Here is a 26,540-nt window from a genome sequence, read left to right as displayed (position 1 = left end):
GAGTGCACCAACGCCTTCGCCCGCCCCGAGGAGCACAACGGGGCGGGCGAAGGCGGCAGCGGAGACGTCACTTGGTGAGCGGCGCCAGCTTGGGGTCGTTGGCGTACGCCTCGGCGGCGTTCTGCTTGGTGACGATCACGGGCGGCAGGAGGAAGGCCGGGACGACCTTGACGCCGTTGTTGTACGACTTGGTGTCGTTGATGGCCGGCTTCTCGCCCTTCTGCAGGGCCTTGATCATGTTGACGGTCTCGGCGACGAGCTTGCGGGTGTCCTTGTTGATGGTCGAGTACTGCTCACCAGCCATGATCGACTTGACCGACTCGACCTCGGAGTCCTGGCCGGTGACGACCGGGACGGGCTTGCCGGCGCCCTTCACCGAGGTGAGGATGGCGCGGGCGAGCGTGTCGTTGGGGGACAGGACGCCGTCCAGGGTCTTCTTGCCGCCGTAGGCGGAGGTCAGCAGGGAGTCCATGCGCTGCTGCGCGTTCTCGGCCTTCCAGCCCTGGATCGCCGTCTGCTTGATGTCGGTCTGGCCCGATCCGACAACGATGTCGCCCTTGTCGATGAGGGGCTTGAGCACCTGCATCGCGCCGTCGAAGAACACCTTGGAGTTGTTGTCGTCCGGCGAGCCGGAGAACAGCTCGATCGTCCAGGGTCCCTTCGGCTTCTTCGCCTTCATGCCGTCGACGAGTGCCTGACCCTGGAGCTGACCGACCTTGAAGTTGTCGAAGGCGATGTAGTAGTCGACGTCCGGGGTGTTGGTGATGAGCCGGTCGTAGGCGATGACGACGGCGCCCTCCTCCTTGGCCTGCTTGACCTGGGTGGCGAGCTGGGAGGCGTCGGTGGCGCCGATGACGATGACCTTGGCGCCCTTGGTGACCATGGAGGAGATCTGCGCCTGCTGGTCGGCGACCGTGGTCGAGGCACCCGCGTACTGGACGTCGGCCTTGAACCCCGCGTCCTTGAGCCCGTTGCTGAACAGGTCGCCCGCGAGCACCCAGTTCTCCGAGGTCTTGGAGGGCAGCGCGACGCCGATCAGGGAGTCCTTGGCGAAGCCCTTGCCGTCGCTGTCACTGCCGGCGGCGCCCTCGCGTTCGTTGGAGCAGGCCGTGGCGAGGGTGAGCAGAGCGGCGGCGCCGACGGCGGCGACGGTTCTGATGAGGGATGTGCGCATGGTGGTGGAGAACCCTTCGTGCGTGCTGGGGGAAACCTTGTCGCGGGGGGATGAGCCGGTCACCCGGCTGTCAGGGGGCCGGGTGACCGGCCGTCGGAGGCAAGCGGGCGCAGGACGCGCATCGTGGGGCGCGCCGACACCGCTTGGAGTGGGGATCGTCGCTCAGCCCGCCACCTTGGCGGTGCCGGCGTCCGGGGCCGGATCCGGCACGGTCGCGGTCCCGGAGGGTTCGTCCCGCCGGAAGGGCCGCATGAGCGTTCCCGTGATGGAGAAGCGCCCCTGGCTCTTGTTGTAGACGTCGAGGGCGACGGCGAGCAGCAGGACGAGTCCCTTGATGATCTGCACCATGTCCGTGCCGACGCCCTCCAGTTGAAGGCCGTTGTTGAGCAGGGCCATCACCAGACCGCCGACGATGGAGCCGCTGACGGTGCCCAGGCCGCCGGAGACCGCCGCACCACCGATGAACACGGCGGCGATGGCGTCCAGTTCCCAGCTGAGGCCGTCCTGGGGGCCCGAGGCGGAGGACCGCGCCACGAAGATCATGCCGGCGAGCGCGGCCAGCACGGACATGTTCATCATGACGAAGAAGTTGACCCGCTTCAGCTTCACACCCGACAGTTCGGCCGCCCGCGCGTTGCCGCCGACCGCGTAGATGTGCCGGCCCCCGATGGTGTTGCGGGTGTAGTGCGAGTAGACCAGGACGAGGACGATCAGGATGATGCCGGAGATCGGCAGGCTGGTGCCGATGCGGCCGCCGGCGAACCGCAGCGTGGCGAAGACGATGACGCCGAGCATGACGGCCAGGCGGACGCCCGTGATCCACAGGGGAGCCGTGTCGGCCTTCATCTCGAGCCGGGTCCGGCGCGCCTTCCACTCGCGCCACACCACACCCGCGCAGGCGGCGACACCGAGCAGCAGCGTGAGGTTGTTGTAGCCGGTGTCGGGACCCACCTCGGGGAGGAAGCCCGCGCCGATCTTGCGGAAGCCCTCGGGCACCGGGACGGTGTCGGCGTTGCCGATGTACTGGTTGCCGCCACGGAACAGCAGCATCCCCGCGAGGGTGACGATGAACGCCGGTACGCCGACGTAGGCGACCCAGAAGCCCTGCCAGGCACCGATGGCGGCGCCGACGAGCAGGCCGAGCAGGATGCCGAGGGGCCACGGCAGGTCGTGCTCCTGCATGGCCTTGGCTACGACGATGCCGGTGAAGGCCGCGACCGAGCCGACCGACAGGTCGATGTGCCCGGCGACGATCACCATCAGCATGCCGATGGCGAGGATCAGGATGTAGGAGTACTGGCTGACCACGGCGATGAGGTTGCCGGAGGTCAGGGTCAGCCCGCCGGTCCAGATCTGGAACAGCAGGACGATGGCCACCAGGGTGAAGATCATGCCGAACTGGCGGGCGTTGGAGGTCGTGCCTCCGAAGAGGTTCTTCTGCAGGTCGGTGATGCGGCTCATGGCGTTCGGCTCTTCTTCGTAGCGGTGTCCGTCGTAGCGGTCTTCGTCGGCGCGATCGTCGTCGTAGCGGTCTTCTTCGTGGCGGTCATCTGCTTCATGAGGACTTCGGGATCGGCGTCGGCGCGTGCCACCTCGCCGGTGATGGCGCCCTCGAACACCGTGTAGATGCGGTCGCACAGACCGATCAGCTCGGGCAGTTCGGAGGAGATGACGATCACCCCCCTGCCCTGGGCGACGAGTTGCTGGATGATCCGGTAGATCTCGAACTTGGCCCCGACATCGATGCCCCGGGTCGGCTCGTCGAGGATCAGCAGGTCCGGGTCGGTGAACATCCACTTCGCCAGGACGACCTTCTGCTGGTTGCCGCCGGAGAGCTTGACGACACCCTCGTCGACACTGGGCGTCTTGATGCGCAGGCTCTGGCGGTACTCCTCCGCGACCCGGTGCTCGCGGACCGGGTCGATCACGCGGCGCCGGGTGATCTTCGACAGCTTCGCGGACACCATCGACGTCTTGATGTCGTCCAGCAGATTGAGGCCGATGGACTTGCGGTCCTCGCTCACGTAGGCCAGACCGTGGCCGATGGCGTCCGCGACGGTCTTCAGGCGGATCTCCTCGCCGTCCTTGAAGACGCGCCCCGACAGCCAGGTGCCGTAGGAGCGGCCGAACAGGCTCATGGCCAGCTCGGTGCGGCCGGCGCCCATGAGCCCGGCGAAGCCGACGATCTCCCCGCGCCGGACGTGGAACGACGAGCCCTTGCACACCATGCGTTCCTCGGAGGCGGGGTGCCGCACCGTCCAGTCGCGCACCTCGAAGAAGACCTCGCCGATGTCGGGCGTGCGCTCGGGGAAGCGGCTGGCGAGCTCGCGGCCGACCATGCCGCGCACGATGCGGTCCTCGTCGACACCGTCCTCGCGCACGTCGAGGCTCTCGATGGTGCGGCCGTCCCGCAGGATCGTGATGGTGTCGGCGACGGCCTCGATCTCGTTCAGCTTGTGCGAGATCATGATCGAGGTGATGCCCCGCTCCCGGAAGCCGCGCAGCAGGTCGAGCAGGTGCCGGGAGTCGTCCTCGTTGAGGGCCGCCGTGGGCTCGTCGAGGATGAGGAGCTTGACGTCCTTGGCGAACGCCTTGGCGATCTCGACGAGTTGCTGCTTGCCGACGCCGATGTCCTTGATCAGGGTGTCGGGGTCCTCGCGGAGCCCGACCTGCTCCATCAGCTCCCGGGCCCGGTGCTGGGCTGTCTTCCAGTCGATGGCGCCGCGGCGGCGGGGCTCGTTGCCCAGGAAGATGTTCTCGGTGATCGACATTCCGGGCACCAGGGCCAGCTCCTGGTGGATGATGACGATCCCGGCCTGTTCGCTGGCCCGGATGTCGTGGAAGCGGACCGGTTCGCCCCGGTAGACGATCTCCCCGGAGTAACTGCCGTACGGGTGGACCCCGCTGAGCACCTTCATCAGCGTGGACTTGCCGGCGCCGTTCTCCCCGCAGATCGCGTGGATCTCGCCTTCCCGCACCACGAGGTTGACGTCGGCGAGCGCGGTGACGCCGGGGAAGGTCTTGGTGATCGACCGCATCTCCAGCAGGTTCGTGCGGCTGGGTGTCATGGGCGGTGCTCCCCACCGCCCGGAACGCGCACAGGCGTCCCCGAACCTCCGGGCCTGCGGCATTGCATGGACATCAACTTGCCCTCCGATGACCCGCCCTGGTCGGCGTGTCCGAGATCGTGTCCGAGATTTCGTCTGCTGCGGCACCGGACACTAAATCCATTTGTTTTACTAAGTCAATGGGCTCGTGCGAGATAGGTTGGTGGGAGCAACGAGAGAGGACCGCAGGTGCGGCAGGCAGGTACGAACCTTCCCAAGGTCGGGCGCTACAACAGGGCCGTCGTGCTCGACCAGATCCAGCTCGCCGACGGCATCAGCCGGGTCGAGATCGCCGAGCACACCGGCCTCACCCCGCAGACGGTGTCGGGCATCGTGCGCCGGCTGCTGGACGAAGGCATCGTCCGCGAGGACGGCGCGAGCAGGGTGGCCAGCGGCGGCAAGCCCCGCACCACGCTGCGCATCAACGCCGAGGCCGGCAGCGCCGTGGGCCTGCACTTCGACCCGGTGCAGCTCAGCTGCACCGTGGTGGACCTGCTCGGCCGTCCGCTGCTCGTCAAGAGGCGGCCCACGCACCCGGACGCCGACCCGCCCCAGGTCGTCAAGGCCATGGCCGAGCTGGTCGCGGACGTCCTGACGGAGACGGGCGTCGACCGCGACAAGATCCTCGGACTGGGACTGGCCACCCCCGGGCCGATCGACCTCGAGCAGGGCGCGATCGTCGGCGCACCCCAGCTGACCGGCTGGATGCGGGTCCCTGTGCAGCGCATGCTCAGCGAGGCGACCGGCCTGCCGGTGACCCTCGACAACGACGCCACCGCGGCCGCGGTCGGTGAGCGCTGGTCGGGAGCCGGCCGGGGCGTGGCGGACTTCGCCTACTTCTACTTCGGCACGGGCGTGGGCGGCGGCCTCATCCTCAACCACCAGGTGTACCGGGGCGGTTCACTGAACGCGGGGGAGTTCGGCCACTCCTCGGTGCTGCCCGACGGACCGGAGTGCTACTGCGGGAACCGGGGCTGTCTGGAACGCCTCGTCAACCCCACGGCCATCGTGGCCGAGGTGCACCGCAGGCTCGCCTCTGGATCCCACCCGGACAGCGCCCTGGCCCGGACCTTCGCGCAGCACCCCGAGGCCGTCGACCACCCCGCCATCGGCCTGGCCGCGGCCGCGGGCGACCCGGTCGCCGCCGCGGTCATCGACGAGAGCGCCGAACACGTCGCCTCGGTCGCGGTCGACATCGCGAACTTCCTCGACGTGGACCTGATCGTCCTGGGCGGCTACGGCATCCAGCACGTGGAATCGCGCTACGTGGACGTCGTCGCCGCCGCCCTGGCGCAGCGGCCGCTGTCACGTCACGTACGGGTCGTCGACGTCGAGGCGTCCTGGCTCGGCGTGGACGCGGCGGTGGTCGGAAGCGCGGCACTCGTCCTGCACGCCACGTATTCCCCGCAGTTGTCGGCGCTGCTGGGAACGGGGACGCCTGCGGGGGACAGAGGCCGCCCGGAGACGTCCGCGGCGACCCGCTGACGGGAGAAGGGGAAGGCTGCGGCCGGCTGCTTCAGGCAGCCCTACCCTCGGCCAGGACGGGGGAGTTGGAGGCGAGGCCGAACCCGCCGCTGGTCACTACCGCGTCTCGCGAGCACCGGGGCGAGACTTCCGCCGCGGTGGGTACTGGGTACGCCGACGATGCCATGTGCCCAACGAAGATCAAATGCACCTGGCGATCCCGGCCGTGTGAGGAGTACCCCTATGAATCTCGACCGACTTGCTGCGCCAGGCGGCGGGCCGACCTGGCCTGTATGGGGGCAGGTGCTCTTCGGCGCCGTGATTTGCCGCGATCGGACTGTTTGTGCTGGCAATGCTCGTCAAGAGCCGTAAGGGGCGGTAGCCACCGCCTGGGTGGGGGACTGCGAGTGCGCGTGTCTGCGTACCTCCTTGGGCTCACTCCCGCTGGTGGAGTCGGCGGCCAGGTTGGGTCACGGCCCGGGTTCGCAAATGCGCACCTTGCGCTCTCGGTACTGGTCGGGTGACATACCCGGCCCGGCGTCCGGGCAGCCGGCGGGGTGTAGGCGTAGTTCCGAGTAGGGGCCGGGGATGATCCAGCCCTCCAGCCATCCCTTGAGCCAGTCGGCGAGGGTCAGGGTGGTCGGGGTGAGCGTGCAGCAGTCGTTGGCGTCCCAGTCCCAGATGCGGCCCTCGGGTGTGCGGAAGTCGACCATGGTCCACATGCAGCAGCCCCGGTCCATGAGTGGCACCACGCCCTTCGGCACCGACTCGTCCCATGGGTCGTCCGCAGGCAAGCTGAAGATCCGGTACGCCTCGGCGAGGTCCTCGAAGTCGCCGAACCAGGCGTCGACGGGGGTGAGGGACAGGCATGACCAGATGCCGAAGCCGCCGTTGCCCACTTCCAGGTACAGGCGTCGTAGCAGGGCGGGCATGGGATGCCCGACGCGGTGTTCGAACTCTGCGATGTCGGCCGCGGACGCCGGTGGCGGCAGACCCCCGACCGGCGACCCGCTGGCGGATCGCGGCGATGAGATCGTCGTCGGACGCGTCCGGCCCGGCCGGTAGGCCTGCCTCGTAGTGGTACTGCTCGTAGCTGTAGCGGTGACCACACCGCCAATCACGGCCGGTGAGCTGCTGGTAGGCGCGATCGGGAACGAGGAGCAAGCACTGGGCCGTATCGTCCTTCGAGTCGGCGAACCGTGCCGGATCCGCCAGGATCCGCTCGTATTCCGCGCGGCCGGCGGCCACCACTGCTGCACGCCGGTAGAGAAACTCATCACCTTCGAGATCATGATGTAGCGGGGCGCGAACGAGCCGTGCCATCGCCTCGGAGAGATGTTCGGCGAAGGCGACAGTGTCCTCCACCGGGCCCTCCGACAGGCGATCGATCAGCGCCTGCGCAAGGCGGCGGGCACCGCGGTCCCTCCCCGAAGGCCTGCAGCGGTCGATGAGAGACCAGAAGGTGGTTGCGTCCATTCGGACAGCATGGCTCAAGGGTCTGACATCACGTGCGTACGGACTAAACGCGCCAACCGCCGACGCAAAGGCACCGCGGGCGGAAGACCCAACGGCTTGGCCTTTGACCGATACCGGCGCCACAACGAGGTCGACCGGACCATCAACCGCCTCAACAACTCTCGCGCTGTCGCCACCCGCCGCAGCAGTCCGCCTCTGGCTCAAGCCGCGAACTACCGGAACCGATCTCTCAAAATCCGGGGACGGGGATGAAGCTCGGCCACCACGAGGGCACGCCGCCGGGGCACGGAGGGGTGGCGGTGCCCTCCCAGAAGATCGAGAGGACGCACCAGAAAACACCGAGGAGCGTCACCGCGAGAGCAAAGGCATGGAGAAGGGGACGGTTCCCGAGAAGAGCGCCCACCGTGACCCAGACCAGCAGCAGAACCGTCCAGAGGCCGGGGATGAACAACCACAGCAGAAAACCGCTGTTGGCCGCGTTGTTCACCCCCACGTCACAGGCGGTCCACGACCTGCCCAGAAGCATGGCAGCGGATACCGCGAGAAGCAGCGCCACCGCCACCCCGAGCCATCCATGCAACCGTCGACTCCCCACAGGCCCCCCGTTCACCATTGTGCCTAGTGGGGCCCGACAGTTGGGTGGGAGGCCAAGGCGCGGGCAGCGGCGTGCAGTTGTGCTTCCCACGCCGTCTCGTCGAGCCCCAGCGTGTAGTCGATGCAGCACGTGCAGGGCGGGAGCAGCGCAAGGAAGGCTTGCTCCTCAGGGGTCTCGGCCTCCATCTCCCACCAGTCGTCCGATGCCAACTCGTCGAGTTCCACCTCCCCGGCTGTGAATCGCGTGGCCAGCCAGCGCAGCGCGTATCGTCGGGCCAGGTCGCGATCGGGCAGGCTCATCCCGAGTTCTTCCAGAGCCTGCTCGAACGCGTTGCGGATGTCCCGGGGGTCCGCATGACGCGGCAGACCGGCGAGCTCGCACAGGGCCGGCGTGTCCATTCCCGCTGCGAGTGCGTGGGCAGCGGTCATAGGGAGTTCTTCCGGACAGACCTGATCCGCCTGGTACAGCCACGCCGCCTCGAGGAGGGGCGCATGAATGCTGTGGACAGGGCTGTGAGGTTCGAACGTCTCGTCTTTCGCTGCCATGGTTCATACGATGCCAGTTCGGCCCGCGAGACAGCCCTGCACTGAGGGCGTCGTGTAAAGGGAAGCGTGGCTCTGCGTGGAAGCCTCGCGGCAACCAGCCACTGCCGAGTGACCGTACCGGCGTACGGTCACTCGGCATGGAGAGGCCTTGTCCGCCTAGGAGTTACAGCGACCGGGCAGGTAGCTGTAGCCGTCGAGGAAGAGGACAGGTCCCAGGACGGGGTCCTGGACCACTTCCCAGGACGATACGAAGGGTGACTCCCCTGGCACATGGAAGGTCATGTTCTGGGAGTCGCTGACGACAACGCCCGAGAAACCCGCACTGCCCCTGCTCGCCATGAACTCACCGTTGCCGGAGAACTCATACGTCCAGTGCCCCTCGCTGTTGCTGCCGCCGCACCAGACACCCACGACGCTGTCGGGCACCGAAGCCTCGACCGGCTCGCTGAGCTCCGTGGGCTCGTCGGTGGGCTCCGCGGTGGGCTCCTCCGCAGGTTCGTGCGTGGGTTCCTCGGCAGGCTCTTCCGCAGGTTCGTGCGTGGGTTCCTCGGCAGGCTCCTGCGCGGGTTCTTCAGTCGGTTCGTCGCTGGCGTCTTCGGTCGGTTCCTCCACGCTGTTGTAGGACGAAAGGTTCCCGGAGCGGTTCGGTGAGGGGTCCGTCCCGCAGGCGCTTGTGGTCAGCAGCGCGGCTATGAGAATCGCCGCGCACACGGCGCCGCGGTGGGCGGCGGGGGAGAGGGACGGCATGGGGCCTCCTGATGGACGAGTCGGGCAAGGTGTCAGCGGACGATCGCGCTGCGCCCCCATGCCAGTGCGAGAAAGGTGACCAGCATCCATACGGGGCCGACGACGCCCTGGAAACCGGGAAGACCGGTGATGCCCGCGAAGAGGACGACCGCCAGTACGGGCACGACGCTGAACCAGCCGATCCACCGCGAGACGGTGCGCTCACGCAACGCCATCCAGGCCACCGCACCGGCCGCGACCATGACGCCGAGCCAGCCGATGTACCCGCCGAAGTCGTTGAGTATGAAGTAGACGAACATCCCGTCGTCGCCGAAGGACCGCTCGTTGAAGCCGTCCGGCAGGTAGATCGCCAGGGCTCCCTTCCACCCGTAGCCGTAGGTCAGTCCCGCGGCCGAAGCCGTCAGCGCGCCGCTGACCACATGGGCGGCGGTGCTGGAGGGCACCCGCGGTTCGACCTGGCGCCGCCATGCCGCGGCCAGTACGAGCAGCAGGGAGACCGTCAGGAACCCGGTGACGAGACCGAGGTGCGCCAGTGGGCGGCTCACGTCGTCGAGCACCGAGGCGTCGACCGAGGTCTGCTCGACCGTGCCGGCCCGGACGTCTGTGAGGAGCGTGGCGACTCCTCCGAGCGCGCCCGCTCCGGCCCCGTACAGGGGCCACTTGGCCTTCCGGTCGCCGTCCTGTCGCGGCATGCGCCCCGGGCCGCGCGGGCGGGCATCCGGATCGATGGTGGTCATACGCCTCAACTCCCTGTGGGGCTGGTTCCGTTACCGGTCCGACTGTCGTGCGGGACGAGTCCCGCGGCCCAGGGACGCCGGTCCTGTTCGATCGGGACGGTTTCGCCGGATCCCGCCCGGTAACGACCCGCATTACGGGAACATGTGGGTGTGGGGCGAGGGGATCGAGTACTGCGGCGCACCGCGTACGGCATCGCGGTGCTGGGCGCGGCAGGCTGCGTTGCGACCGTGCCGGTGCACGACTGGCTGGCTGAACGCATCACCGTCGCACCCCTGTACTGGTCCGACCTCGTCCTCGGCACGGTCTGGCCGCTGGTGGGCGCCGTCGTCGCGAGGGGGCGGCCGCGCAACCCCGTCTGCTGGCTGATGCTGTTGCCCGCGATGATCGGGCCGTACCACCTGCTGGCGTACTACGCGGGTTACAGCCGCCTCGTCGCCGCGAAGCCCCTTCCCGGCTGGGAGGTGGGGGCCTGGGTCGGCTGCTGGGGGTTCGTCGGCTACTGGTTCGCCACGCCTCTGGTGCCCCTGCTCTTCCCGTACGGCCGCCTGGAAACAGTGCCGCGCCGGGTGTGCGCCCGGATCGTCGTCACGGTCGCCGGGATCGGAACGCTGGCGACGATGCTGCGGCCCAGCGGCACCGACCCCGTCCCCGGTGTCCCGAATCCGCTCGGGATCGCGGGCTGGGAGTGGCTGCACATCGTGATGCTCGTCTGTGCTGTGGCCACCATGCTCGGCGGCACCCTCGTGGCCGCCGTCTTCCTCGTCCTGCGGACCCGAGCGGCGACCGGCGCCGAGCGGGCGCAGCTGCAGTGGCTGATGCTCGGCGGGCTGCTGATGGCGTTCTCCTTCCTCTCGCTCCTCCTGGACGACGTCCAGCAGCCGGCACTCGTCGGTGATCTCGTGATGCTGATCGGGCTGCTCGGCCCGCCCGCGAGTGTCGCCGTCGCGATGCTGCGGCACGGACTGTTCGACGTGGAGCTCGTCCTCGGCCGCGCCATCGTCTTCACCGTCCTCAGCGCCCTCGTCCTCGGGGTGTACGCCGGGGTCGTCGCCGGTGCGCGGCTGATCGCACCCGGGTCCCTGACGGGAACCTGCCTGCTCGCGTTCACCGCACTGATCGCGGCCAACGGCCGCGGTGCCGTCCAGGCGGCCGTCGACCGGACGCTGTTCGGGCACCGTCACGATCCGTACGCCGTCGTCGCGCACGTCGGCCGTCGTGTCGCCCCGGCCGGTGAACCGGCGGAGGCCATGCAGCACCTCGTCGACGCCCTGCGCTCCGCGCTGCGCCTGCCCTACGCCGCCTTCGAGAGCCCCGCCGTGGCGGCGGCCTCCGGCACACCGGCGGCCGGCGCGGGCTGGCGGTCCTTTCCCTGCCGGGCCCTGGGCCGCGAACTCGGTGTACTGCGCGTAGGGCGGCGAAGCGTCAACGATCCCTGGACGGCCAAGGAGCAGGCCGCGGTCGAAGAGGTCGCGGACCGCGCCGGAACGCTCGCCTACGCCGCCGGGCTCGTCGAGGACATCGCCCGCAGCCGGTCACGCATCCTGTCCGTGCGCGAGGAGGAGCGACGGCGGCTGCGGGCGGACCTCCACGACGGGATCGGCCCCTCCCTGGCCGGCACCGCCCACCAACTCGACGCCCTCGCCCGGCGCATCGACGACCCCTGTCTCGCGGACTGCGCCAGGACGCTCCGGGACAGGCTCCGCTCCACCGTTGTCGATCTGCGCACCGTGGTCCAGGGGCTCCGGCCTGCGGTCCTCGACCAGCTCGGGTTGCGCGGCGCCCTGCGGGAACTGCTGGCCGGATACGACACACCGGCCTGCCACAGCAGCATCGACGGCGCCTGCCACGGCCTGCCGGCCGCTGTCGAGGTCGCCGCCTACGCCATCGCCGCCGAGGCGGTCGCCAACGCCGTCAGGCACAGCGCCGCCGGCCGCCTCGAACTGACTGCCCATGTGGAGGACACCGTCTTGATCCTGTCGATCCGCGACAACGGGCGCGGTATTCCGCCCAGGCACCGGGCCGGTGTGGGACTGCGCAGCATGGGGGAGCGCGCGGCCGAGGTCGGGGGCCGACTCGAGGTGACGACCGCGCCCGGCGAAGGCACGCTCGTACGAGCGACCCTTCCGGTAGGGGACCAGCGGTGACCCTTCCCCCTGTCCCCGACCCTGCCCTCGGCCCGGTCACCGTCCTGGTCGTCGACGACCATCCCGTCTTCCGGGCCGGAATGGCCACCGTCCTCGCGGACCTCCCCGATGTGACGGTCGTCGGAGAGGCGTCCGACGGTGCCGAAGCCATCACGGCCGCCGAGCGGCTGCGGCCGGCGATCGTGCTCATGGACCTGCGTATGCCGAACGTCAACGGCCTGGAGGCCACGGCCCGGATCACCACGGCCCACCCGGGGACTGCCGTGCTCGTCCTGACCATGGACGAGGACGAGGACTCGGTCTTCGCCGCCCTGCGCGTCGGTGCGCGTGGCTACTTGCTCAAGGAGTCGGACGGCGCCGACGTCCACCGCGCCCTGCTCGGGGTCGCCCGTGGCGAAGCCGTCTTCGGGCCCCGGATCGCCGAGCGGGTCCTGGCCCATTTCGCCACCCCGCCCGCCGACCGGTCCCCGCTCCCCTTTCCTCACCTCACCGACCGGGAACGCGAGACCCTCGACCTGATCTCCCGCGGCCTCGACAACGCGTCGATCGCCCGTCGCCTGTCGCTGTCCGAGAAGACCATCCGCAACCGGGTCAGCGACGTGCTGGCGAAACTGCACGCCCGGTCCCGCACGGAAGCAGCGGCTCTCGCACGGGACGCGGGCTTGGGTCAGCCCCGCCATTCGGCGTAGGCGTCCGGATGGCCGGCAACCGCACCGCGGGCGCGCCTCCGTGTCACGGAGCCGGCTGGTCATCGTTGGATGCCGTCTCACGCCAGGCGGTACGGACCCGCTGCCATGACCGGAGGACGTCAGGCAGCTGCTCCAGAATGCTTCGCACAGCGAACAGGATGATGGAGACGACACCTGCGCCTGCAAGGAGCATGAGTACCACTGAGTCGCTCACCGGCTTGTGACCTTTCGTGATGGTGGTCGAACCGGTGGGAAGGCAGGCTCAGTTCGACCACGCTGGGCGTGGAGAGAACTGACTTCCTGCCGACACCAAGAACTCAGGCCGGGACAAGCTCCCGGGGGCTCACTGCAGGGTCGTGCATGCAGACCTGGATGCCTGCGTGTTTGAATCCACTCCCCGGCCGCCTGTGTCGGAGGCGGGTACGGTTCTGTGGAAACCTTCCTGGCACCCCAGCATTGCGCCGGGCCGCCCAGGGAGCGGACAGGACGGGCACTTGGCTCGGCCTGAGATTGCCCCGAAGCTAGCACAACGGCCGTCGGCGCAGCCAAAGTTCCCTTCGCGATTTGACAACTGGACTGGTGGCGTGCGCTGGTTCATGGCGACGGCCTGCGCGGCGGTTCCGGCAACACGGCCGTACCGGTCGACCGGTCGTCGCAGACCTGTCGAGCGCTCCTACCGCACATTCGGTGGTTCGCCGGGCTGGTGGGCGTCGCAGGCGGGCACGCCGTCCAGCCAGGCCGCGCCCTGGACGTAGATGTTGGAGACCCAGCCCTTGTAGTCGCTGAGGTACGTCCAGGCGTCGTTGGTGTAGCCCTCGGCCGTCACCGACTCGCCGTGGTCCTGGCAGAAGGCCGTCACCTGGGTGGGCCCGGGCAAGGTGGCAACCACCGGGGAACCGGACGAGGCGTCCTGGTGGATCCGGACGTCGGTGCCCCATGTGCTGCGGTAGTTGACGTTGTCACCGGTGCCGGTTCCGGGGTCGCCGTCGCAGGCGGGCACGCCGTCCAGCCAGGCCGCGCCCTGGACGTAGATGTTGGAGATCCACGCGTTGCGGTCGGCGAGGTGCGACCAGGCGTCGTTGGTGTAGCCCTCGGCGGTGACCGACTGGGCGTGGATCTGGCAGTCGATGCGCACGGCGGTCGGCCCCGGCAGCAGGTCGGTGCGCGGGCTGTCGGTGGAGGGCGCCGTGTGCAGGGAGACGTAGGTGCCCCAGGTCATGTGGTCGCCGCCCCCGACGGCGGATCCGCCGTCGCAAGTGGGGACGTCGGTCAGCCAGTCGGGGCCCTGGAGGTAGATGTTGGAGATCCAGCCCGTCTGGTCGCCGAGGAAGGACCAGGCGTCGTTGGTGTAGCCCTCGGCGGTCACCCGTTCGGCGTGCTTCTGGCACACGACGCGCACGCCGGCCGGTTCGGTGAAGACGTGCACGACGTCGCTGCCGACGGAGGGAGTGGCGTGGACTCGTACGTTCGTTCCCCAGGTCGAGTGATCGCCCGAGCCGGGGACGGTGGAGCCGTCGCACGCCGGGATGCCGGGCAGCCAGCCGGGGCCCTTGACGTAGATGTTGGAGATCCAGCTGCCGCCCAGGTCCGGCAGGTGGGACCAGGCGTCGTTGGTGTAGCCCTCGGCGGTGACCGACTGGGCGTGCTTCTGGCAGTCGATGCGCAGGGCGGTCGGTCCGGCGAGGGTGGTGTAGACCGGCGCGGTGGTGGAGGGCTCGGTGTGGGTGCGGACGTCCGTGCCCCAGGTGGAGTTGGGGCCGCCCCCGGCACCGGCGCCGTCCACGCGCACGGCGCCCGCGTAGTCGCTGTGGCTGCTCATGGGTGACACCCGGATCTTCTCGTCCGACTGGGGCGCCTCCGCGATCAGGCCGTTGCCGATGTAGATCGCCACGTGGTGCATGTTGGACGGCGTGCCGAAGAAGACGATGTCGCCGGCGTGCAGCGCCCGCCATCCCTGGTCCGCTGAGATCCGCACCGGCCAGGGGGTCTGGAAGATCTGCGATACGACGCGGTCGCCGATGATGTCGTATCCGGCGGCCTTGTAGAAGGCGTACCGCACGTATCCGGAGCAGTCGAAGCCCTTGCGGTACGGGTCGTTCTTGCTGCGCTCGGGGTCCGATCGGTCCACGAAACCGTAGGTGGCCTGGGGCGGCGAAACGCTGTGCCCGCCGCCCCAGGTGTACCAGGTGTCGGCCGCGATCACCTGGCAGGCGGCCGTGACCGCGGCTGCTCCGAGGGCGTCGGTGGGGCCGTGCGGCTTGCACGAGGTGTCCGAGGAGTCGTCGGGCGCGTTGCGCTCGGCCTGGTGGGCGACAGCCGACGACACCGCCCGCCGGGTCACGCGGTCGGCGGTGGCGCCGCTGTCGCCCGCTCCGTAGGAGAGGTGGGCGGTGATGCTCTTGCCGAACTCGTTCAGGAGGTCGTCCGTCTTAGGCGGTCCGGGGCGGTTGCAGACGTGGTCGTCCGTGCGGCAGACGTCGAAGTAGCGGCCGTCGCCCAGGAAGCCGGCGAAGACACCGGGAACGGCCCGCCGCGCGAGCAGGCCGCCGTCCGAGACGGAGGCGCTGCCGACCGAGAAGTCGGGGTTGACGGTGAGCATCTGGCCGTCCTGGCCCATGCCGATCTGGCCGTTGTAACGCGAGGGGTCGGCGATGTCGACGATCGCCGCGATGACGTCCTCGTGGGCCTGCACCGACGGCTGGGCCAGCGCCTCCTTGACGACATGGGCGCCCTGGGAGAAGCCGATCAGGACCAGCCCGGTACCCGTGCCGCAGTGGGTGTCGTACCACTCCACCTCCTGGGCCAGCCGGTCGCGGCCGGCGTGCATCGAGTCCCAGTAGCCGGGCTGGAACGGCATGGCAAGGCTCGCCGGGTACGACAGGTTGCGGACGGACATGTCGCCGTAGTCCACCCCGTGCTGGTCGTGCAGGGCCTTCTGGACGCCGGCGATGTACCAGCTGTTGACGCCGCTGGAGCCCCACTCGTAACCGGGTGAGTAGCTGGAATCGCCCTGTGGGATCGACCGCTCGTCGCTGCCGTACGCGGACACGATCACCCACGGCTTGCACACCATGGGCTGGTTCGGCGCCGGCTCGGCGTGCGCCGACGGTGCCAGTGCCAGTAGCCCCAGCAGCACGCCGAGAACGGCTGCCATCACGGTCCCGCGTGCGGGCCGTCCACCCCTCGTCATACCGAATCCCCCGCTCTGCCGATCCCGTCGGACACGGGACGGTCGTACAGCGGCCCCACCCTACGACCTGACATGGCAGCGTCAAAGGGGCCAGGTGTCGGGAGAATCGCTGCACGTTCCCTTGCCCCAGCCGCAGCGGTCGGCCCGTCTGGTGGTGCGCGCCCCGGGGGCGGGGCCCGGGGCGGATGCCGTGGCTGGCGGTGTGGGTGATGCTGAAGGGGTGGGCGGTGTCGTAGCCAGGTGGTGGAACCCGGCGGCCTACGCCGTTTCGGGCCGCCGCGCCGTGCGCGTGTCGCTCGCCGCGGCGAGCGGCTTCTACGTCTTCCGCTACGGCCTGGACCGCTCCGTGGCGGCGACCTACGCGCTGTTCGCCGCCATCGCCCTGGGCGGACTCTCACGGATCCCCGGCACCGGACGGCAACGGGCCGCCGTACTGCTCCGAGCCCTGCCGCTGTGCTGGGTGCTGGCGGTGGTCGGCACGTATCTCTCGGTGCGGACCTGGAGCGCCGCCGTCGGCATGCTGGTGGTCGGCTTCGCCCTGGCCTTCTCGGCCGTGGGCGGGCCGCGCGCGGCGGGGACGGCACCGGGCCTGCAACTGCTCTACATCCTGCCGTCCTTCCCGCCCTACGATCCGGCCTCACTCGGCGAACGCCTGGTCGGGACGAGCACCGGTGTGGCACTGCTCGTCGCGGCGGAGGCACTGCTGCTGGCAGAGCCGAACCCTCCGGGGTACGAGGAGCGGGCGGCCCGGGCCGTGCGGGTGGCCGCGCGGTGCGCGCGAGGCCTCGCCGCACCGCCGTACACCCTGACCGGCGAGGACCGGGCGGCGGCCCAGGATGCCGTGCAAGGGCTCCGGCCACTGCATGTGCCGGAGGCGGTACGCCCGGCCGGGCCGGGCAGACGTGAGCGCGCCCTGGCGCACACCGGCCTCGCGACCCGCACCCTGCTCAGCCGGCTGGCGGGTCTGCGCACAGACCGCAACGCGGCGGACACCGAGGTCACAGCCGTGCTCCGCGCGGTGGCCGAGCTGGGGGAGGCGACCGCCGGCTGTCTGGGTTCCGGGCCGTCACCGCTGGGGCCGTACCAGGCGCTGGTCGGGGCGCGCGCACGCCTGTCGGCCGTCTCCGCCGGGCCGTTTCCCGGCACCGCTTGTGCGCCGGCCTTCCCGGCCGCGGTGCTGCGCGGGCACGCCGCCGTGCTGGAGGTGGCCGACGCGGCACTCGCCATGGGCGTGGCCGCCGACCTCGCCGTACACGGCCGGCACGCCCGGGTGCCGATCCCGCCGGGCCGCTTCTGGTACGCCTCGATGGGGGCGCCGCTGCTGTGGTGGCACCGGCTGCGCGGGCACGCCGGGCGCCGCTCGGTGTTCTTCCAGAACGCGGTGCGCATCGCCCTGGCGCTGACGGCCGCACGGCTGGTGGCCGGGGTGGACACGCTGCCGCACGGGTTCTGGGCCATGCTGGCGACCCTCACCCTCACCCGTACGACGCTGGACGAGACCCGCCACACCGTCCGCCTGGCGCTCACCGGCACCCTCGTCGGCGCGCTGGTGACCGCCGGGACGCTGACCCTGGCCGGGACGGACACCCGTTTCTACGCGGTGCTGCTGCCGCTGTGGATGCTGATCGTCTTCACGGTCGGGCCGGTGCGGGGTGTCGGCTGGGCACAGGGCATGTTCACCGTGCTCGTGGCACTGGTCTTCGCGCAGCTCGCGCCGCCCACCTGGCACCTGGCGGAGGTGCGGATGCTCGACGTGCTGGTCGGCAGCGCGATCGGCGCGGTCTTCGGACTGCTGGCCTGGCCGCGCGGCGCCCATGACGAGCTGCGCTACGCGGCCGCGGAGCTGCTGCGCAGGGCGGCGGAGATCGTCGTGGCGACCAGCGCCTCGGCCGCGCGGGGCACGGCGTCGGCCCTGCCCTCGGGGGCACCGCCCGGCCACCGGTCGCTGCACCGCTCGGTCATCCTCGCTGAGTCCGCGTACGCCCAGTACCAGAGCGAACCCGCACGCCTCGGTGGCCGAGCGACCTCACCCGCGGTGGACTGGCAGGCGACGCTGATGGCGGGCCACCACACCCTGTGGGGCTCGCAGAGGCTGCTGGAGCCACCGCACGCCGTACTGGGCCCGGCCGCGGCGGAGGCGCTCACCGGCGTCGGCGAACGCGTGGCGGGCCGGATGCTGCTGGTCTCGGCAGCCCTGGACCCGGGCGGCGACACGCCCACCGCGCCCGTGCCGTCGATCGAGATGACCCTCGCGGAATCCACGACCGAGCCGACGGACGCACCGCGGCTGTACTACGCGACGGTGTCGTGGCTGGAATCACTGACGGCGGACCTGGCGCGGATCGGTGCCGGGCCGGGGGAGGAGTGAGACGACGCCTGCTGCGTAACGCGCGCCGCCAGAGGGCCACGGCGAGGGGCGCGACCAAGCCCAGGTCGGCGCGGCCGATGAGTTCGTGGATCCCGGCCGGTCCAAGCTCATGACACTCCAGGAAGGACACCGCCATGTCGGAGCTTCTCGTCGACTTCATCACCTCCCTCGACGGCTACGCATCGGGACGGGGATGGCCCGGGTTCTGGGGCCTGGAGGGCCCGGAGTACCTCGCATGGCTCGGTGAGCAGCCCGAAGCCACCTACCTGATGGGAGCGAACACCTATCGCCTGATGTCAGGGTTCGCCGCAGGCGAGGTCCCGGAGGGCCAAGACGAGTTCAGGCCGGAGGAAGAGGAGTCCGTCGACCAACTCACACAGGCCCCCAAGGTGGTGTTCTCCTCCTCGCTCGAGGAGCCACTGACGTGGGCCAACTCCACGCTCGTGCGCGACGACGCCGTGGAGACGGTCCGCGCCATGAAGTCCAGCGGCTCGGGACTCCTCAGCACGATCGGCAGTCTCAGCCTGTGCCGGTCCCTGCTACGGGCCGGACTCGTCGACCGCTTCCGGGTCGTGATGTTCCCGGTGATCACCGGGGCCACGGGCGAGGAACGCATCTACGACGGCTATCCGGACGTCGCCCTTGAGATGATCGACCACCGCACCTTCGACGGCCGCATCCAGCTGGTCGAGTACAAGCCCCGCGTGCTCGAGCACCCGCCGCTCGGCGCCCCTGAGTGACGTCGCCCCGCCCGCCGGTCCGGACGGCCCCGAGTCCGGCGCCGACGGGTGCGGAGCAACGAGGGACGCCGTCGCTCTTCGGGCGCAGCCGCGAGCAGGGCCTGCGACGGCCGCGCTGCCGGGGTCCGCGCCCCGCATCGCCCTGCGAGCCGATACGGCGATCGCTCCCTGACGCTGCCGACAGCGGGGGCTGGCCCCACCTTCGATCAACCGGACAGCCGGATGGCCGGGAGAACGCCTTGGCGGCGACTGTGGACCTGTCCCGAGCAAGTCGCCCCCAGAGAAGGCAAGATCGTGCGCATTGTCACGGCCACCGCCGCTGCCTTGGCCCTCGCCGGCCAAGCCGTTCCGGCCGCCACCGCCCACCACCCGACCGCCGACGGAATCTGGCGCATGGACGGCTACGGCACCGTCCTGTCCATCCGGAACGGAACCTTCCAGGAGTACCAGACCACCACCGTCAGCTGTCTCAAGGGCGATTCCGCCGAGCGGAGCGGCCCCGGCACCTACACCATGCCTGACGGCACCGTCCTCACGGTGCGCGTCCAAGGAGGCGGCGACCGCGGGTCCTTGCGGGTGGACGGCTCGGTCGGCGACCGGAACCTGCATCGGATCCCTGAGTTGCCCGACGCCTGCACGCGTCCGGCCCCCGAAGGCCCGCTCGCCGCCTTTGACGTCTTCTGGCAGTCCTTCGAGGAGAACTACCCCTTCTTCGCCGCCAAGGGCATCGACTGGCACGCAGTACGCGACCGGTACCGCCCCCGGGTACACGCCGGGACGACGAGGGACGAGCTGTACGCCGTCTTCAGCGAGATGGTCAAGCCGCTCCACGATGCCCACGTCGCCGTCCAGGACGGCGACCGCGTCTTCGCACAGGTTCGACCCGGCACCGCCGTGCCCACCGAGGAGTTGGACACCAAGGTCAAGCAGTTCGTCGTGGCGCGCGACCTCAAGAACGCCCGGAACCTGCAGGACTTCGCCAACGGGCGGATCACCTACGCTGACCTCCCCGGCGCACAGGGCTATGTGCGGATCTCCGGGTTCGGCGGATACGCGGGTCATGGCGCCTCCTACGCCGCCCAGTTGGCCGAGCTGGACAGGGCGCTGGACACGGTCCTCAGCCGGGAGCGCACCCAGCGCCTGAAGGGCCTGATCATCGACGTGCGGATCAATGGCGGCGGTTCCGACGCCCTGGGTGTCCACATCGCCGAGCGCCTCACCGACACCGCCTACCTCGCCTACTCCAAAAGGGCCCGCAACGACCCCGCCGACCCCTCCCGGCACACCCGCCCCCAGCCCGTCTACGTCACGCCCGCCCAAGGACCCCGTTACACCGGGCCGGTCGCCGTGCTGACCGGCGGCTCGACCTTCAGCGCGGGGGAGACCTTCACCCAGGCCCTCATGTACCGGCCCGGCAAGACCGTCCGGATCGGCCGGCCCACCCAGGGAGTCTTCTCGGACGTCATGTCGCGCACCCTCCCCAACGGCATGTCGGCCTGGCTGCCCAACGAGGAGTTCCTGACCCGGTCGGGCAGGACCTTCGACGGCACGGGCATTCCGCCGCACCTCACGGAGCCGGTCTTCACGAAGGAAGAGTTCGACAAGCAGAGGGACTCGGCCTTCGACAGGGCTCTCGACGTCCTGAGGAACTCCGACGGCACCACGAGCTGACGCAGGAGCAGCGGGACCGGGACGCTCAAGTCTCCGTTCGCCGAATGGATCCGTGAGGGTCGCGGCGGCGACGGAATATCGCGCGGTACTCCCTTGGCCGCTGGCCTGTATGTCTGGCGAAGACGCTGCTGAATGTCCCAGGGTCGCCGTACCCGACGTCGGCGGCGATGCTCGCGACGGTCCTGTCGGTCGTCTCCAGCAGGTGTCGGGCCCGACGTACCCGAACTGTCTGCAGGTACGCGAGTGGCGTCTCGCCGGCCTCGTCGCGGAAGCGGCGGAGCAAGGTTCTGGTGCTGACGTGGAACTCCTGGGCGAGGGCGGGCAGGTCGTAGCGAGCAGTGAGGTTCTGGTCGAGCCACCGCTTGACGCTGAGCGAGAACTCCCTGCCCACAGTGGGTATGAGATCCGGGTCGACATAGGGAGCCTGCGTGGAACGCGCGTCATCTACCAGCGCGATGCGCGCGGTGCTCCGTGCGACACGGGGACCGTCGTGCTCGCGGATGAGCTGCAGGGCGAAGTCGTACATGGCACTGAAGGCCGCTGTGGTCGTCACCCCCCGGTCGGTGACGACCAAGCTCTCCGGGCGCAGGCGCACGTCGGCGTACCGGCGGGCGAACCGATCCGCGAACAGCCAGGACGTGGTCGCCTGGCGTCCGTCGAGCAGCCCTGCTTCGGCGACCAGGAAGGCACCCACGCAGATCGATACGACAGCGGCCCCCGAGGCCGCCTGCGACCGGATCGACGCCGCTTCCGGTTTCAGGTGGGCGAGTGTCGCGTTCAGATCGAGCGTGGGCGAAAGCTCGAACCCCGGCACGATCAGGACGTCCACCGGGCGAACCGCCGCCACGTCGAGGACGGAGCCGCCGGCTGCGATCACCCGACGCCGGGGCGAGATGACCGACGTCTCGTAGGCCGGCTGGACCGCTCCTTGTGCCGCGGCGACGTGAGAGGCCATGGCCAGGAGGTCTGGGACGCCGAACACCTCCGACGCGAAGCAGCCGGGGTACGCCAGCACGCCGACGCGCAGCGGACTCATGCGGCCCCTCCAGCTCCGCCAGCTCCTCCGGCTTTCCGGCAGCCTCGAACGGGTGGCGATATTACCGTGATACGTGGCGATGACGCCGCTTCTGGGGAAGGGCGGCCGCTCGTCATCATCTCGGTCATGACCATCATGCGAGGACAGAGCGACCCCCTGGACGACTTCTCACGCAGAGCCGTCAGCGTCGATGACGTCGACAAGACCGTGTACGTCACGGGGTCGGGACCGGCAGTCATCCTCATGCCCGAGATGCCGGGTATCAGCCCCGACGTCGCGCGGTTCGCGCGGTGGGTGCGTGATGCCGGCTTCTCCGTGTACCTGCCCTCTCTTTTCGGCGTCGACGGCGCCTATCCGCTCGCCGAGGCAGGCGAAGCTGTCGTTCGACGCGCCTGCGTCAGCGCCGAGTTCCGGGCGTTCGCCGGTGGCGGCACCAGCCCCGTCGTCACATGGCTGCGCGGCCTCGCCCGCCTGGCGCACGCCGAGCGTGGCGGGCCTGGCGTCGGCGCCGTCGGTCTGTGTTTCACTGGCAACTTCGCCCTGACCATGGCGCTCGAACCGGCTGTCATCGCACCAGTGGTCAACCATCCGTCGCTGCCGCTCGACGATCCCGGCGGTCTGGAGATCAGCGACGAAGACGCTGCCGCCGTTGCTGAACGCGTGGCGCGAGAGGGATTGAAGGTTCTCGCCTACCGCTTCGACAACGACAGGTGGTGCACTGGTCAGCGGTTCGCGGCTTACCGGGCGCTGCTCGGGGACGCCTTCGACGGCCGCGTCCTCAAGGCCGAGGCAGCGAACACGGACCCTCCGCCCTTCTTCCGTGACGTCGTCGGCTGCGCCCACAGCGTGGTCACGGCACACCTGGTCGACCAGGACGGTCATCCCACGATGCAGGCCCGGGACGAGATCATCGCCTTCCTGGCCGAGCGGCTCGTCATGAGCGCTGAGTGAGCCCTTGACGCTCCGGGTAGGAGTTCGGGCCCGTCCCGGCCGTCCTGTCTGGGTGTTACCCCGATGCCTGCGGCCGCCCCTGCCCCGCCGCCGCAGGGCACCGCTACGCTCTGGGTCGCCCCGCCCGCCCAGCCCATCCCGAGCCCGAGAGTACGTGCCGTGGAAACCGAAGACAGACCGCCCTTGACGATCGACGTCGACGCGGAGCGCCGCCTGTGGACGCTCAGCGCGCCGCCCGGCGTGCCGAGCCGGCCGGTCGTGACCGGCGGCACCGTCTACCTGTTCCTGGCGGACGGCCGTCTCGCCGCCGTCGACCCGGACCGCGGCCGCGTGCTGTGGTGCAGCGCGCCGCTCACCCAGCCGGACACCGCACGCCTGGTGTCCGTGGGCGAGGTCGTCGTGATCGCCGTACAGAGGGAGAGCGGGCGCTGTGGGTACGTGGCCCTGGACGCCGCGACCGGCACGGTGCGGTGGACGCGTATCAAGAGTGATCTGCACCGCGTAGCGGTCGCCGGTTCGACGCTGGTGCTGTGGAACGACACCTACGACGAGCGTGCGAAGATCGCCGGGGTCGACGCGCTGACCGGCGAACTCCTGTGGCAGAACGAGTTCGAGCGGATCTGGCGCCTGCTGGTGCGCGGGGAGCGGGTGATCCTCGACACCGGGGGCCTCCGTGCGCTGGACGCCCGCAGTGGTGAGGAGCTGTGGCGCAAGGGCCACGGCAACCCCCTTCCCGGACAGCAGGGGACGGACGACGCGGCGGTCTTCCACGCATGGAAGGACGGCACCGAGCCCGAACTGTCCCTGTGTGCCTCGGACACCGGTGAACAGCTCGCCGCCACCCGCTTCCCGCGGCGGGCGATGCGGCACTTCTCCGAGCCGCCCATCCTGCTCGACGGCGGCCGGGCCCTGTTCGCGAAGAGTTACGGCCGGCGCATCCAGGTCTACGCCCACTCCGGCCTGGCCGCGGCAGAGCCCCTGCTGGAACTGCGGCTCGCTCGCTGGCGCTTCACGTACTTCTCCGAGGGTCCGGTCTGCGTCGGCGACTGGCTGTACGCCGTCGGCGGTCGCCGCCACCATGTGTACGCCGCCGAGTGCGGTGGCGGGTCCGGCCCGCGGGCACTGCCGGTGACCGCGCCGAACGGCCGGGCGGTGACGTGGCCGCGGACGATCGCCGGCCCGAGCCACGTCTTCCTCTCCGACGGCCGGACCGTCGCCGCGGTCCGGGAGGGGCGGGTGCTGTGGACGACGGCCACGGACGTGTTCGACAGCTGGCCGGTGCCCCTCGGCCCCGACCGCGTGCTGTTCTCCTCGCGCAGCCGGACCGGGGACGGGTACCTGCTGCACTGCGCGGACGCGGAGACCGGCCGCCGTCACACCTGACCGCGCTTCCGTCCGCTTCCCCTGCTTTGTCCGGCCCGGTGGTCAAAACTCATGGGGCCGATGTCGGTCCCGTGCGGTAGAAAGCCCTTCAGACTCAGCGCACACCGTAGACACGTACGGAGTTGCGGTTGCGCTCTCGACCAATTCTGGGGGGACTTGTGTTCAGAAGACGGGCGGCTTGGGCCGCCATCGGTACCGTCGCGCTGCTCCTGGCCGGTGCTCCGGCGGCGGACGCCGTGGAGGGGCAGGCTCCCGACGTCCGGTGGGCGAGCAGCGTCTCCGACGACCTCGGAACTCTCGCCGTCAGCGCCGGCTCCGACAGCGCGATCACGGAGATCAGGGCGCATATCGTCTCAGCCGCCACACAGCAGGAGGTCGCCGTCGTCGAGAACGACGCGTTCGTCCTCGTCTCCGGCACGCCACAGGACGGCGTGTGGCACACCAGGCAGCCGCTGGACCTCGCCGATCTGGGCAGCTACACCGTCCGCGTCGAGGCCGCGGACGCCGACGGCGACCGCACCACCGACAACTCCGCGGGCACCCTCGCCTACTACGTCGTGCCGGTGTTCGAGGACGTACGGACCGACCGCGCGGAAGTGGACATCGACCACCGTGAGGTGCGCGTCGACGGCGTCCTCAAGGGCCGGTGGCCGGCGACCCGCGAGCTGAAGCCCCTGGCGGACCACCCGGTCGACCTCGATGTGGACTACTGGACGGAGAACACCGTCCGCACCGACGCCGAGGGACACTTCTCCGGCACGGTCACCGTCAACGGCGCGGTGCCGGTCCAGGCCGTGCACCGGCACAACAACGCGCACCCCTACGTGCTGTACGGAGAGTCCGCGTCCATCCAGATGGGCGTCCGGCAGGTGGCCACCCGCTGGACCGTCCAGAGCCCCGCAGAGGCCCGGACGATCGACTTCGGACAGCAGGTCACGATCACCGCCACGCTGGAGCGGGAGACCCCACAGGGCTGGGTCCCCTTCGAGGGGCAGAGCGGTGGCGTGCTCTTCGAGCCGTCCTCCGGAGGCCAGTTCGCCTCCGTCGGCTACTTCACCACGGGTGCGGACGGCACGGTCACCTTCACCCACGCCCCGTGGGAGACCGGCACCTTCCGCGTGGCGTCGCACAGCGACGACCCGTTCATCGCCCCCGCATCCGTGAACAGCGCCCGGATCACCGTGCTGCGCGCCTCCGTCTTCACCTCGTTCTCGGCCACCCGCACGCCGGACCGCGGCGTGCACGTCGAGGGTGCGATGGACTTCCCCGACGGCTGGACGCCCGCCACCATCCCGGTGCACATCCAGTACTCGCGTGACGGCAAGCAGTGGACCGATCTGCTCACGACCGAGGCCACCTGGTCCGGCAGTGGCCACGCCTTCGCGGCGGACATCGCCGATGCACGGCACGGCTACTTCCGCGCGCACTTCGAGGCGACCGACTCGTTCCGCGCGGCGACTTCGCAGTCCGTGCGGGCGAGCCGCTGACCTCCGGCGATACACAAGGTAGGGACCGGCCGGGCCCGCTCGCACAGCGCCCGTCAAAAAGGGGCCGTGGGTGCGAGGTCAAGCGCCGTGACCTGCCGCCTCGGCCTCCGCCCAAGCCCTGCGCAGTTCCTCGCCCAGTTCCGCGGGAGCCTCCTCGGCGATGTGGTGGTCGCTGTCGATGCCCTTCGCCGTCAGTTCGCCCGCGACCCAGTTCCGCCAGATGCCGGCGATGTCCTCGTACAGCAGGGGGAGATCGCTCTTCGTGCCCCACAGCACGAGGGTGCCGCATTGCACGCGTCGTCCGGCCGCCCGGTCCTCGTCGTCGTGGCGGCGGTCGATGCCGAGTCCGGCCCGGTAGTCCTCGCACATGGCGTGGATGGTCCGCGGATCGCTGAGCGCGTGCTGGAAGTCGTCCCAGTTCTCCTGGCCCATGTCCTCGGGGGTTTCCGGATACCACAGGCTGAGGTTGTTGCCGATGACGGTCTCCGGTCCGGGACTGGGCTGGGCCCGGAAGAACCAGTGCCACCACCGGGTGGCGAATTCGGCGTCGCAGCGTGCGAGGGCCTCGCCGATGGGGACGACGTCCAGTGTGGTCAGGTGCGTGACAGCCGACGGGTGGTCCAGGGCCAGGCGGGTGGCGACGTAGCCGCCTCGGTCGTGTCCGACGACATGGAACGTCTCGTGGCCCAGGGACCGCATGAGCGCCAGGCAGTCCGCGGCCATCCGGCGCTTGGAGTAGGGCGCGTGGTCGTCGTCGGTGGGGGGTTTGGAGGACTGGCCGTACCCGCGCAGGTCGGGACAGACGACCGTGTGGTCCTCGGCGAGCAGCGGGGCCAGCCGGTGCCATGTGGTGTGGGTGCGCGGGTGTCCGTGTACGAGGAGCACGGCCGGTCCGCGCCCGCCGTGGCGCACGCGCAGGCGGACCTCGCCGAGGTCGACGGTCTCGAGTGTGAAGTCGGGAAACACGAACCACCTCTTCCCTTGATTGCGAGGGGCGAACTCCCGGCCACCGGCCGGTACGGCTGTTCCGCTCCT

At 70.0% G+C, this 26,540-nt stretch carries 20 protein-coding genes and 2 pseudogenes; 10 read left to right on the top strand and 12 right to left on the bottom strand.

The genetic code is table 11. The features are described from left to right. Positions 1-67 precede the first annotated feature (67 nt). The 3 genes from IE308_RS09720 to mmsA form a co-directional block, all read right to left on the bottom strand. Positions 68-1,174: a substrate-binding domain-containing protein gene (locus IE308_RS09720; protein WP_110625949.1), complete on the bottom strand. Its 1,107-nt coding sequence runs from the start codon at positions 1,172-1,174 to the stop codon at positions 68-70. Between the two features lie 162 nt (positions 1,175-1,336). Continuing rightward, on the bottom strand, positions 1,337-2,635 hold the full coding sequence (mmsB, locus tag IE308_RS09715; protein ID WP_190217524.1) for a multiple monosaccharide ABC transporter permease: 1,299 nt from the start codon (positions 2,633-2,635) through the stop codon (positions 1,337-1,339). After that, positions 2,632-4,242 carry a multiple monosaccharide ABC transporter ATP-binding protein gene (mmsA, locus tag IE308_RS09710; RefSeq protein ID WP_229908800.1) on the bottom strand — a complete coding sequence of 537 codons (1,611 nt, stop codon included), beginning with the start codon at positions 4,240-4,242 and terminating at the stop codon, positions 2,632-2,634. The genes mmsB and mmsA overlap by 4 nt, the downstream gene beginning before the upstream one ends. A 228-nt stretch (positions 4,243-4,470) precedes the next feature. Between mmsA and IE308_RS09705 the strand changes: the two genes are divergently transcribed. Then, positions 4,471-5,766: an ROK family transcriptional regulator gene (locus tag IE308_RS09705; RefSeq protein WP_190217523.1), complete on the top strand. Its 1,296-nt coding sequence runs from the start codon at positions 4,471-4,473 to the stop codon at positions 5,764-5,766. 449 nt (positions 5,767-6,215) lie between these two features. On the opposite strand, the gene IE308_RS09700 is transcribed toward IE308_RS09705, so the two are convergent. Both IE308_RS09700 and IE308_RS37440 read right to left on the bottom strand, forming a co-directional pair. Beyond that, entirely contained in the window at positions 6,216-6,677 is a 462-nt protein-coding gene (locus tag IE308_RS09700; protein WP_229908799.1) for an SMI1/KNR4 family protein, read from the bottom strand. Between the two features lie 262 nt (positions 6,678-6,939). Then, positions 6,940-7,221 (bottom strand): annotated as a pseudogene (locus IE308_RS37440) (DUF4240 domain-containing protein); the annotation flags it as partial. 39 nt (positions 7,222-7,260) lie between these two features. Between IE308_RS37440 and IE308_RS36845 the strand changes: the two are divergent. Next, positions 7,261-7,401, top strand: a pseudogene (locus IE308_RS36845) (IS5/IS1182 family transposase); the annotation flags it as partial. A 49-nt stretch (positions 7,402-7,450) separates the two neighbouring features. Here the strand turns inward: IE308_RS36845 and IE308_RS09690 are convergent. The 4 genes from IE308_RS09690 to IE308_RS09675 all read right to left on the bottom strand — a co-directional run bounded on the left by IE308_RS09690 (position 7,451) and on the right by IE308_RS09675 (position 9,845). Further along, positions 7,451-7,783 (bottom strand): hypothetical protein, encoded by a 333-nt coding sequence (locus IE308_RS09690; protein WP_229908798.1) that lies wholly within the window; start codon positions 7,781-7,783, stop codon positions 7,451-7,453. Positions 7,784-7,839: 56 nt separating this feature from the next. Beyond that, positions 7,840-8,361, bottom strand: coding sequence for a hypothetical protein (locus IE308_RS09685; RefSeq protein ID WP_190217522.1), 522 nt, complete (start codon positions 8,359-8,361; stop codon positions 7,840-7,842). Positions 8,362-8,517: 156 nt separating this feature from the next. Continuing rightward, complete coding sequence (locus IE308_RS09680; protein ID WP_190217521.1) at positions 8,518-9,108, bottom strand: PT domain-containing protein; 591 nt, start codon at positions 9,106-9,108, stop codon at positions 8,518-8,520. A gap of 32 nt (positions 9,109-9,140) precedes the next feature. After that, complete coding sequence (locus tag IE308_RS09675; RefSeq protein ID WP_190217520.1) at positions 9,141-9,845, bottom strand: hypothetical protein; 705 nt, start codon at positions 9,843-9,845, stop codon at positions 9,141-9,143. 150 nt (positions 9,846-9,995) lie between these two features. On the opposite strand from IE308_RS09675, the gene IE308_RS09670 reads away from it, so the two are divergent. Both IE308_RS09670 and IE308_RS09665 read left to right on the top strand, forming a co-directional pair. Further along, entirely contained in the window at positions 9,996-11,990 is a 1,995-nt protein-coding gene (locus IE308_RS09670) for a sensor histidine kinase (protein WP_190217519.1), read from the top strand. Then, positions 11,987-12,679 (top strand): response regulator, encoded by a 693-nt coding sequence (locus IE308_RS09665; RefSeq protein ID WP_190217518.1) that lies wholly within the window; start codon positions 11,987-11,989, stop codon positions 12,677-12,679. Before IE308_RS09670 ends, IE308_RS09665 begins: the two co-directional genes overlap by 4 nt. Positions 12,680-13,352: 673 nt before the next feature. On the opposite strand, the gene IE308_RS09660 is transcribed toward IE308_RS09665, so the two are convergent. After that, positions 13,353-15,833, bottom strand: a complete 2,481-nt coding sequence (locus tag IE308_RS09660) for an NlpC/P60 family protein (RefSeq protein WP_190217517.1) — start codon at positions 15,831-15,833, stop codon at positions 13,353-13,355. Between the two features lie 256 nt (positions 15,834-16,089). Between IE308_RS09660 and IE308_RS09655 the strand changes: the two genes are divergently transcribed. The 3 genes from IE308_RS09655 (at position 16,090) to IE308_RS09645 (ending at position 20,648) form a co-directional block, all read left to right on the top strand. Beyond that, positions 16,090-18,237 (top strand): FUSC family protein, encoded by a 2,148-nt coding sequence (locus IE308_RS09655; protein ID WP_229908797.1) that lies wholly within the window; start codon positions 16,090-16,092, stop codon positions 18,235-18,237. A gap of 134 nt (positions 18,238-18,371) precedes the next feature. Then, positions 18,372-18,977 carry a dihydrofolate reductase family protein gene (locus tag IE308_RS09650; RefSeq protein ID WP_190217516.1) on the top strand — a complete coding sequence of 202 codons (606 nt, stop codon included), beginning with the start codon at positions 18,372-18,374 and terminating at the stop codon, positions 18,975-18,977. 294 nt (positions 18,978-19,271) lie between these two features. After that, positions 19,272-20,648 (top strand): S41 family peptidase, encoded by a 1,377-nt coding sequence (locus IE308_RS09645; RefSeq protein ID WP_190217515.1) that lies wholly within the window; start codon positions 19,272-19,274, stop codon positions 20,646-20,648. Between the two features lie 25 nt (positions 20,649-20,673). Here the strand turns inward: IE308_RS09645 and IE308_RS09640 are convergent, their stop codons facing one another. Beyond that, positions 20,674-21,684 carry a GlxA family transcriptional regulator gene (locus tag IE308_RS09640; RefSeq protein ID WP_190217514.1) on the bottom strand — a complete coding sequence of 337 codons (1,011 nt, stop codon included), beginning with the start codon at positions 21,682-21,684 and terminating at the stop codon, positions 20,674-20,676. Positions 21,685-21,810: 126 nt separating this feature from the next. Here IE308_RS09640 and IE308_RS09635 point away from each other — a divergent pair, with 126 nt between their 5' ends. From IE308_RS09635 to IE308_RS09625, 3 genes are all read left to right on the top strand, one after another. Continuing rightward, positions 21,811-22,635 carry a dienelactone hydrolase family protein gene (locus IE308_RS09635; protein WP_229908796.1) on the top strand — a complete coding sequence of 275 codons (825 nt, stop codon included), beginning with the start codon at positions 21,811-21,813 and terminating at the stop codon, positions 22,633-22,635. Positions 22,636-22,698: 63 nt separating this feature from the next. Then, on the top strand, positions 22,699-24,018 hold the full coding sequence (locus IE308_RS09630) for an outer membrane protein assembly factor BamB family protein (RefSeq protein WP_268256470.1): 1,320 nt from the start codon (positions 22,699-22,701) through the stop codon (positions 24,016-24,018). Positions 24,019-24,176: 158 nt separating this feature from the next. Beyond that, positions 24,177-25,505: a hypothetical protein gene (locus IE308_RS09625; protein ID WP_190217512.1), complete on the top strand. Its 1,329-nt coding sequence runs from the start codon at positions 24,177-24,179 to the stop codon at positions 25,503-25,505. 78 nt (positions 25,506-25,583) lie between these two features. Here the strand turns inward: IE308_RS09625 and IE308_RS09620 are convergent, their stop codons facing one another. Beyond that, the gene (locus tag IE308_RS09620; RefSeq protein WP_190217511.1) at positions 25,584-26,471 is read right to left on the bottom strand and encodes an alpha/beta hydrolase; all 888 of its coding nucleotides are present in this window, start codon (positions 26,469-26,471) and stop codon (positions 25,584-25,586) included. Between the last annotated feature and the right edge of the window lie 69 nt (positions 26,472-26,540).

It is taken from the genome of Streptomyces griseosporeus (assembly GCF_014656055.1).
In the GTDB taxonomy this organism is placed as follows: Bacteria; Actinomycetota; Actinomycetes; order Streptomycetales; family Streptomycetaceae; genus Streptomyces; species Streptomyces griseosporeus.
The sequence above is the reverse complement of the archived record's forward strand: the minus strand, read 5'-3'. Positions and strand labels throughout refer to the sequence as shown.

Bases quoted from the DNA above. Each gene is read 5' to 3' on its own strand.
- mmsA (WP_229908800.1), bottom strand. From the start codon at position 4,242: ATGACACCCAGCCGCACGAACCTGCTGGAGATGCGGTCGATCACCAAG.
- IE308_RS09650 (WP_190217516.1), top strand. From the start codon at position 18,372: ATGTCGGAGCTTCTCGTCGACTTCATCACCTCCCTCGACGGCTACGCA.
- IE308_RS09630 (WP_268256470.1), top strand. From the start codon at position 22,699: ATGCCTGCGGCCGCCCCTGCCCCGCCGCCGCAGGGCACCGCTACGCTC.
- IE308_RS09680 (WP_190217521.1), bottom strand. From the start codon at position 9,108: ATGCCGTCCCTCTCCCCCGCCGCCCACCGCGGCGCCGTGTGCGCGGCG.
- mmsB (WP_190217524.1), bottom strand. From the start codon at position 2,635: ATGAGCCGCATCACCGACCTGCAGAAGAACCTCTTCGGAGGCACGACC.
- IE308_RS09675 (WP_190217520.1), bottom strand. From the start codon at position 9,845: ATGACCACCATCGATCCGGATGCCCGCCCGCGCGGCCCGGGGCGCATG.
- IE308_RS09640 (WP_190217514.1), bottom strand. From the start codon at position 21,684: ATGAGTCCGCTGCGCGTCGGCGTGCTGGCGTACCCCGGCTGCTTCGCG.
- IE308_RS09685 (WP_190217522.1), bottom strand. From the start codon at position 8,361: ATGGCAGCGAAAGACGAGACGTTCGAACCTCACAGCCCTGTCCACAGC.
- IE308_RS09660 (WP_190217517.1), bottom strand. From the start codon at position 15,833: ATGGCAGCCGTTCTCGGCGTGCTGCTGGGGCTACTGGCACTGGCACCG.
- IE308_RS09720 (WP_110625949.1), bottom strand. From the start codon at position 1,174: ATGCGCACATCCCTCATCAGAACCGTCGCCGCCGTCGGCGCCGCCGCT.
- IE308_RS09700 (WP_229908799.1), bottom strand. From the start codon at position 6,677: ATGCCCGCCCTGCTACGACGCCTGTACCTGGAAGTGGGCAACGGCGGC.
- IE308_RS09635 (WP_229908796.1), top strand. From the start codon at position 21,811: ATGACCATCATGCGAGGACAGAGCGACCCCCTGGACGACTTCTCACGC.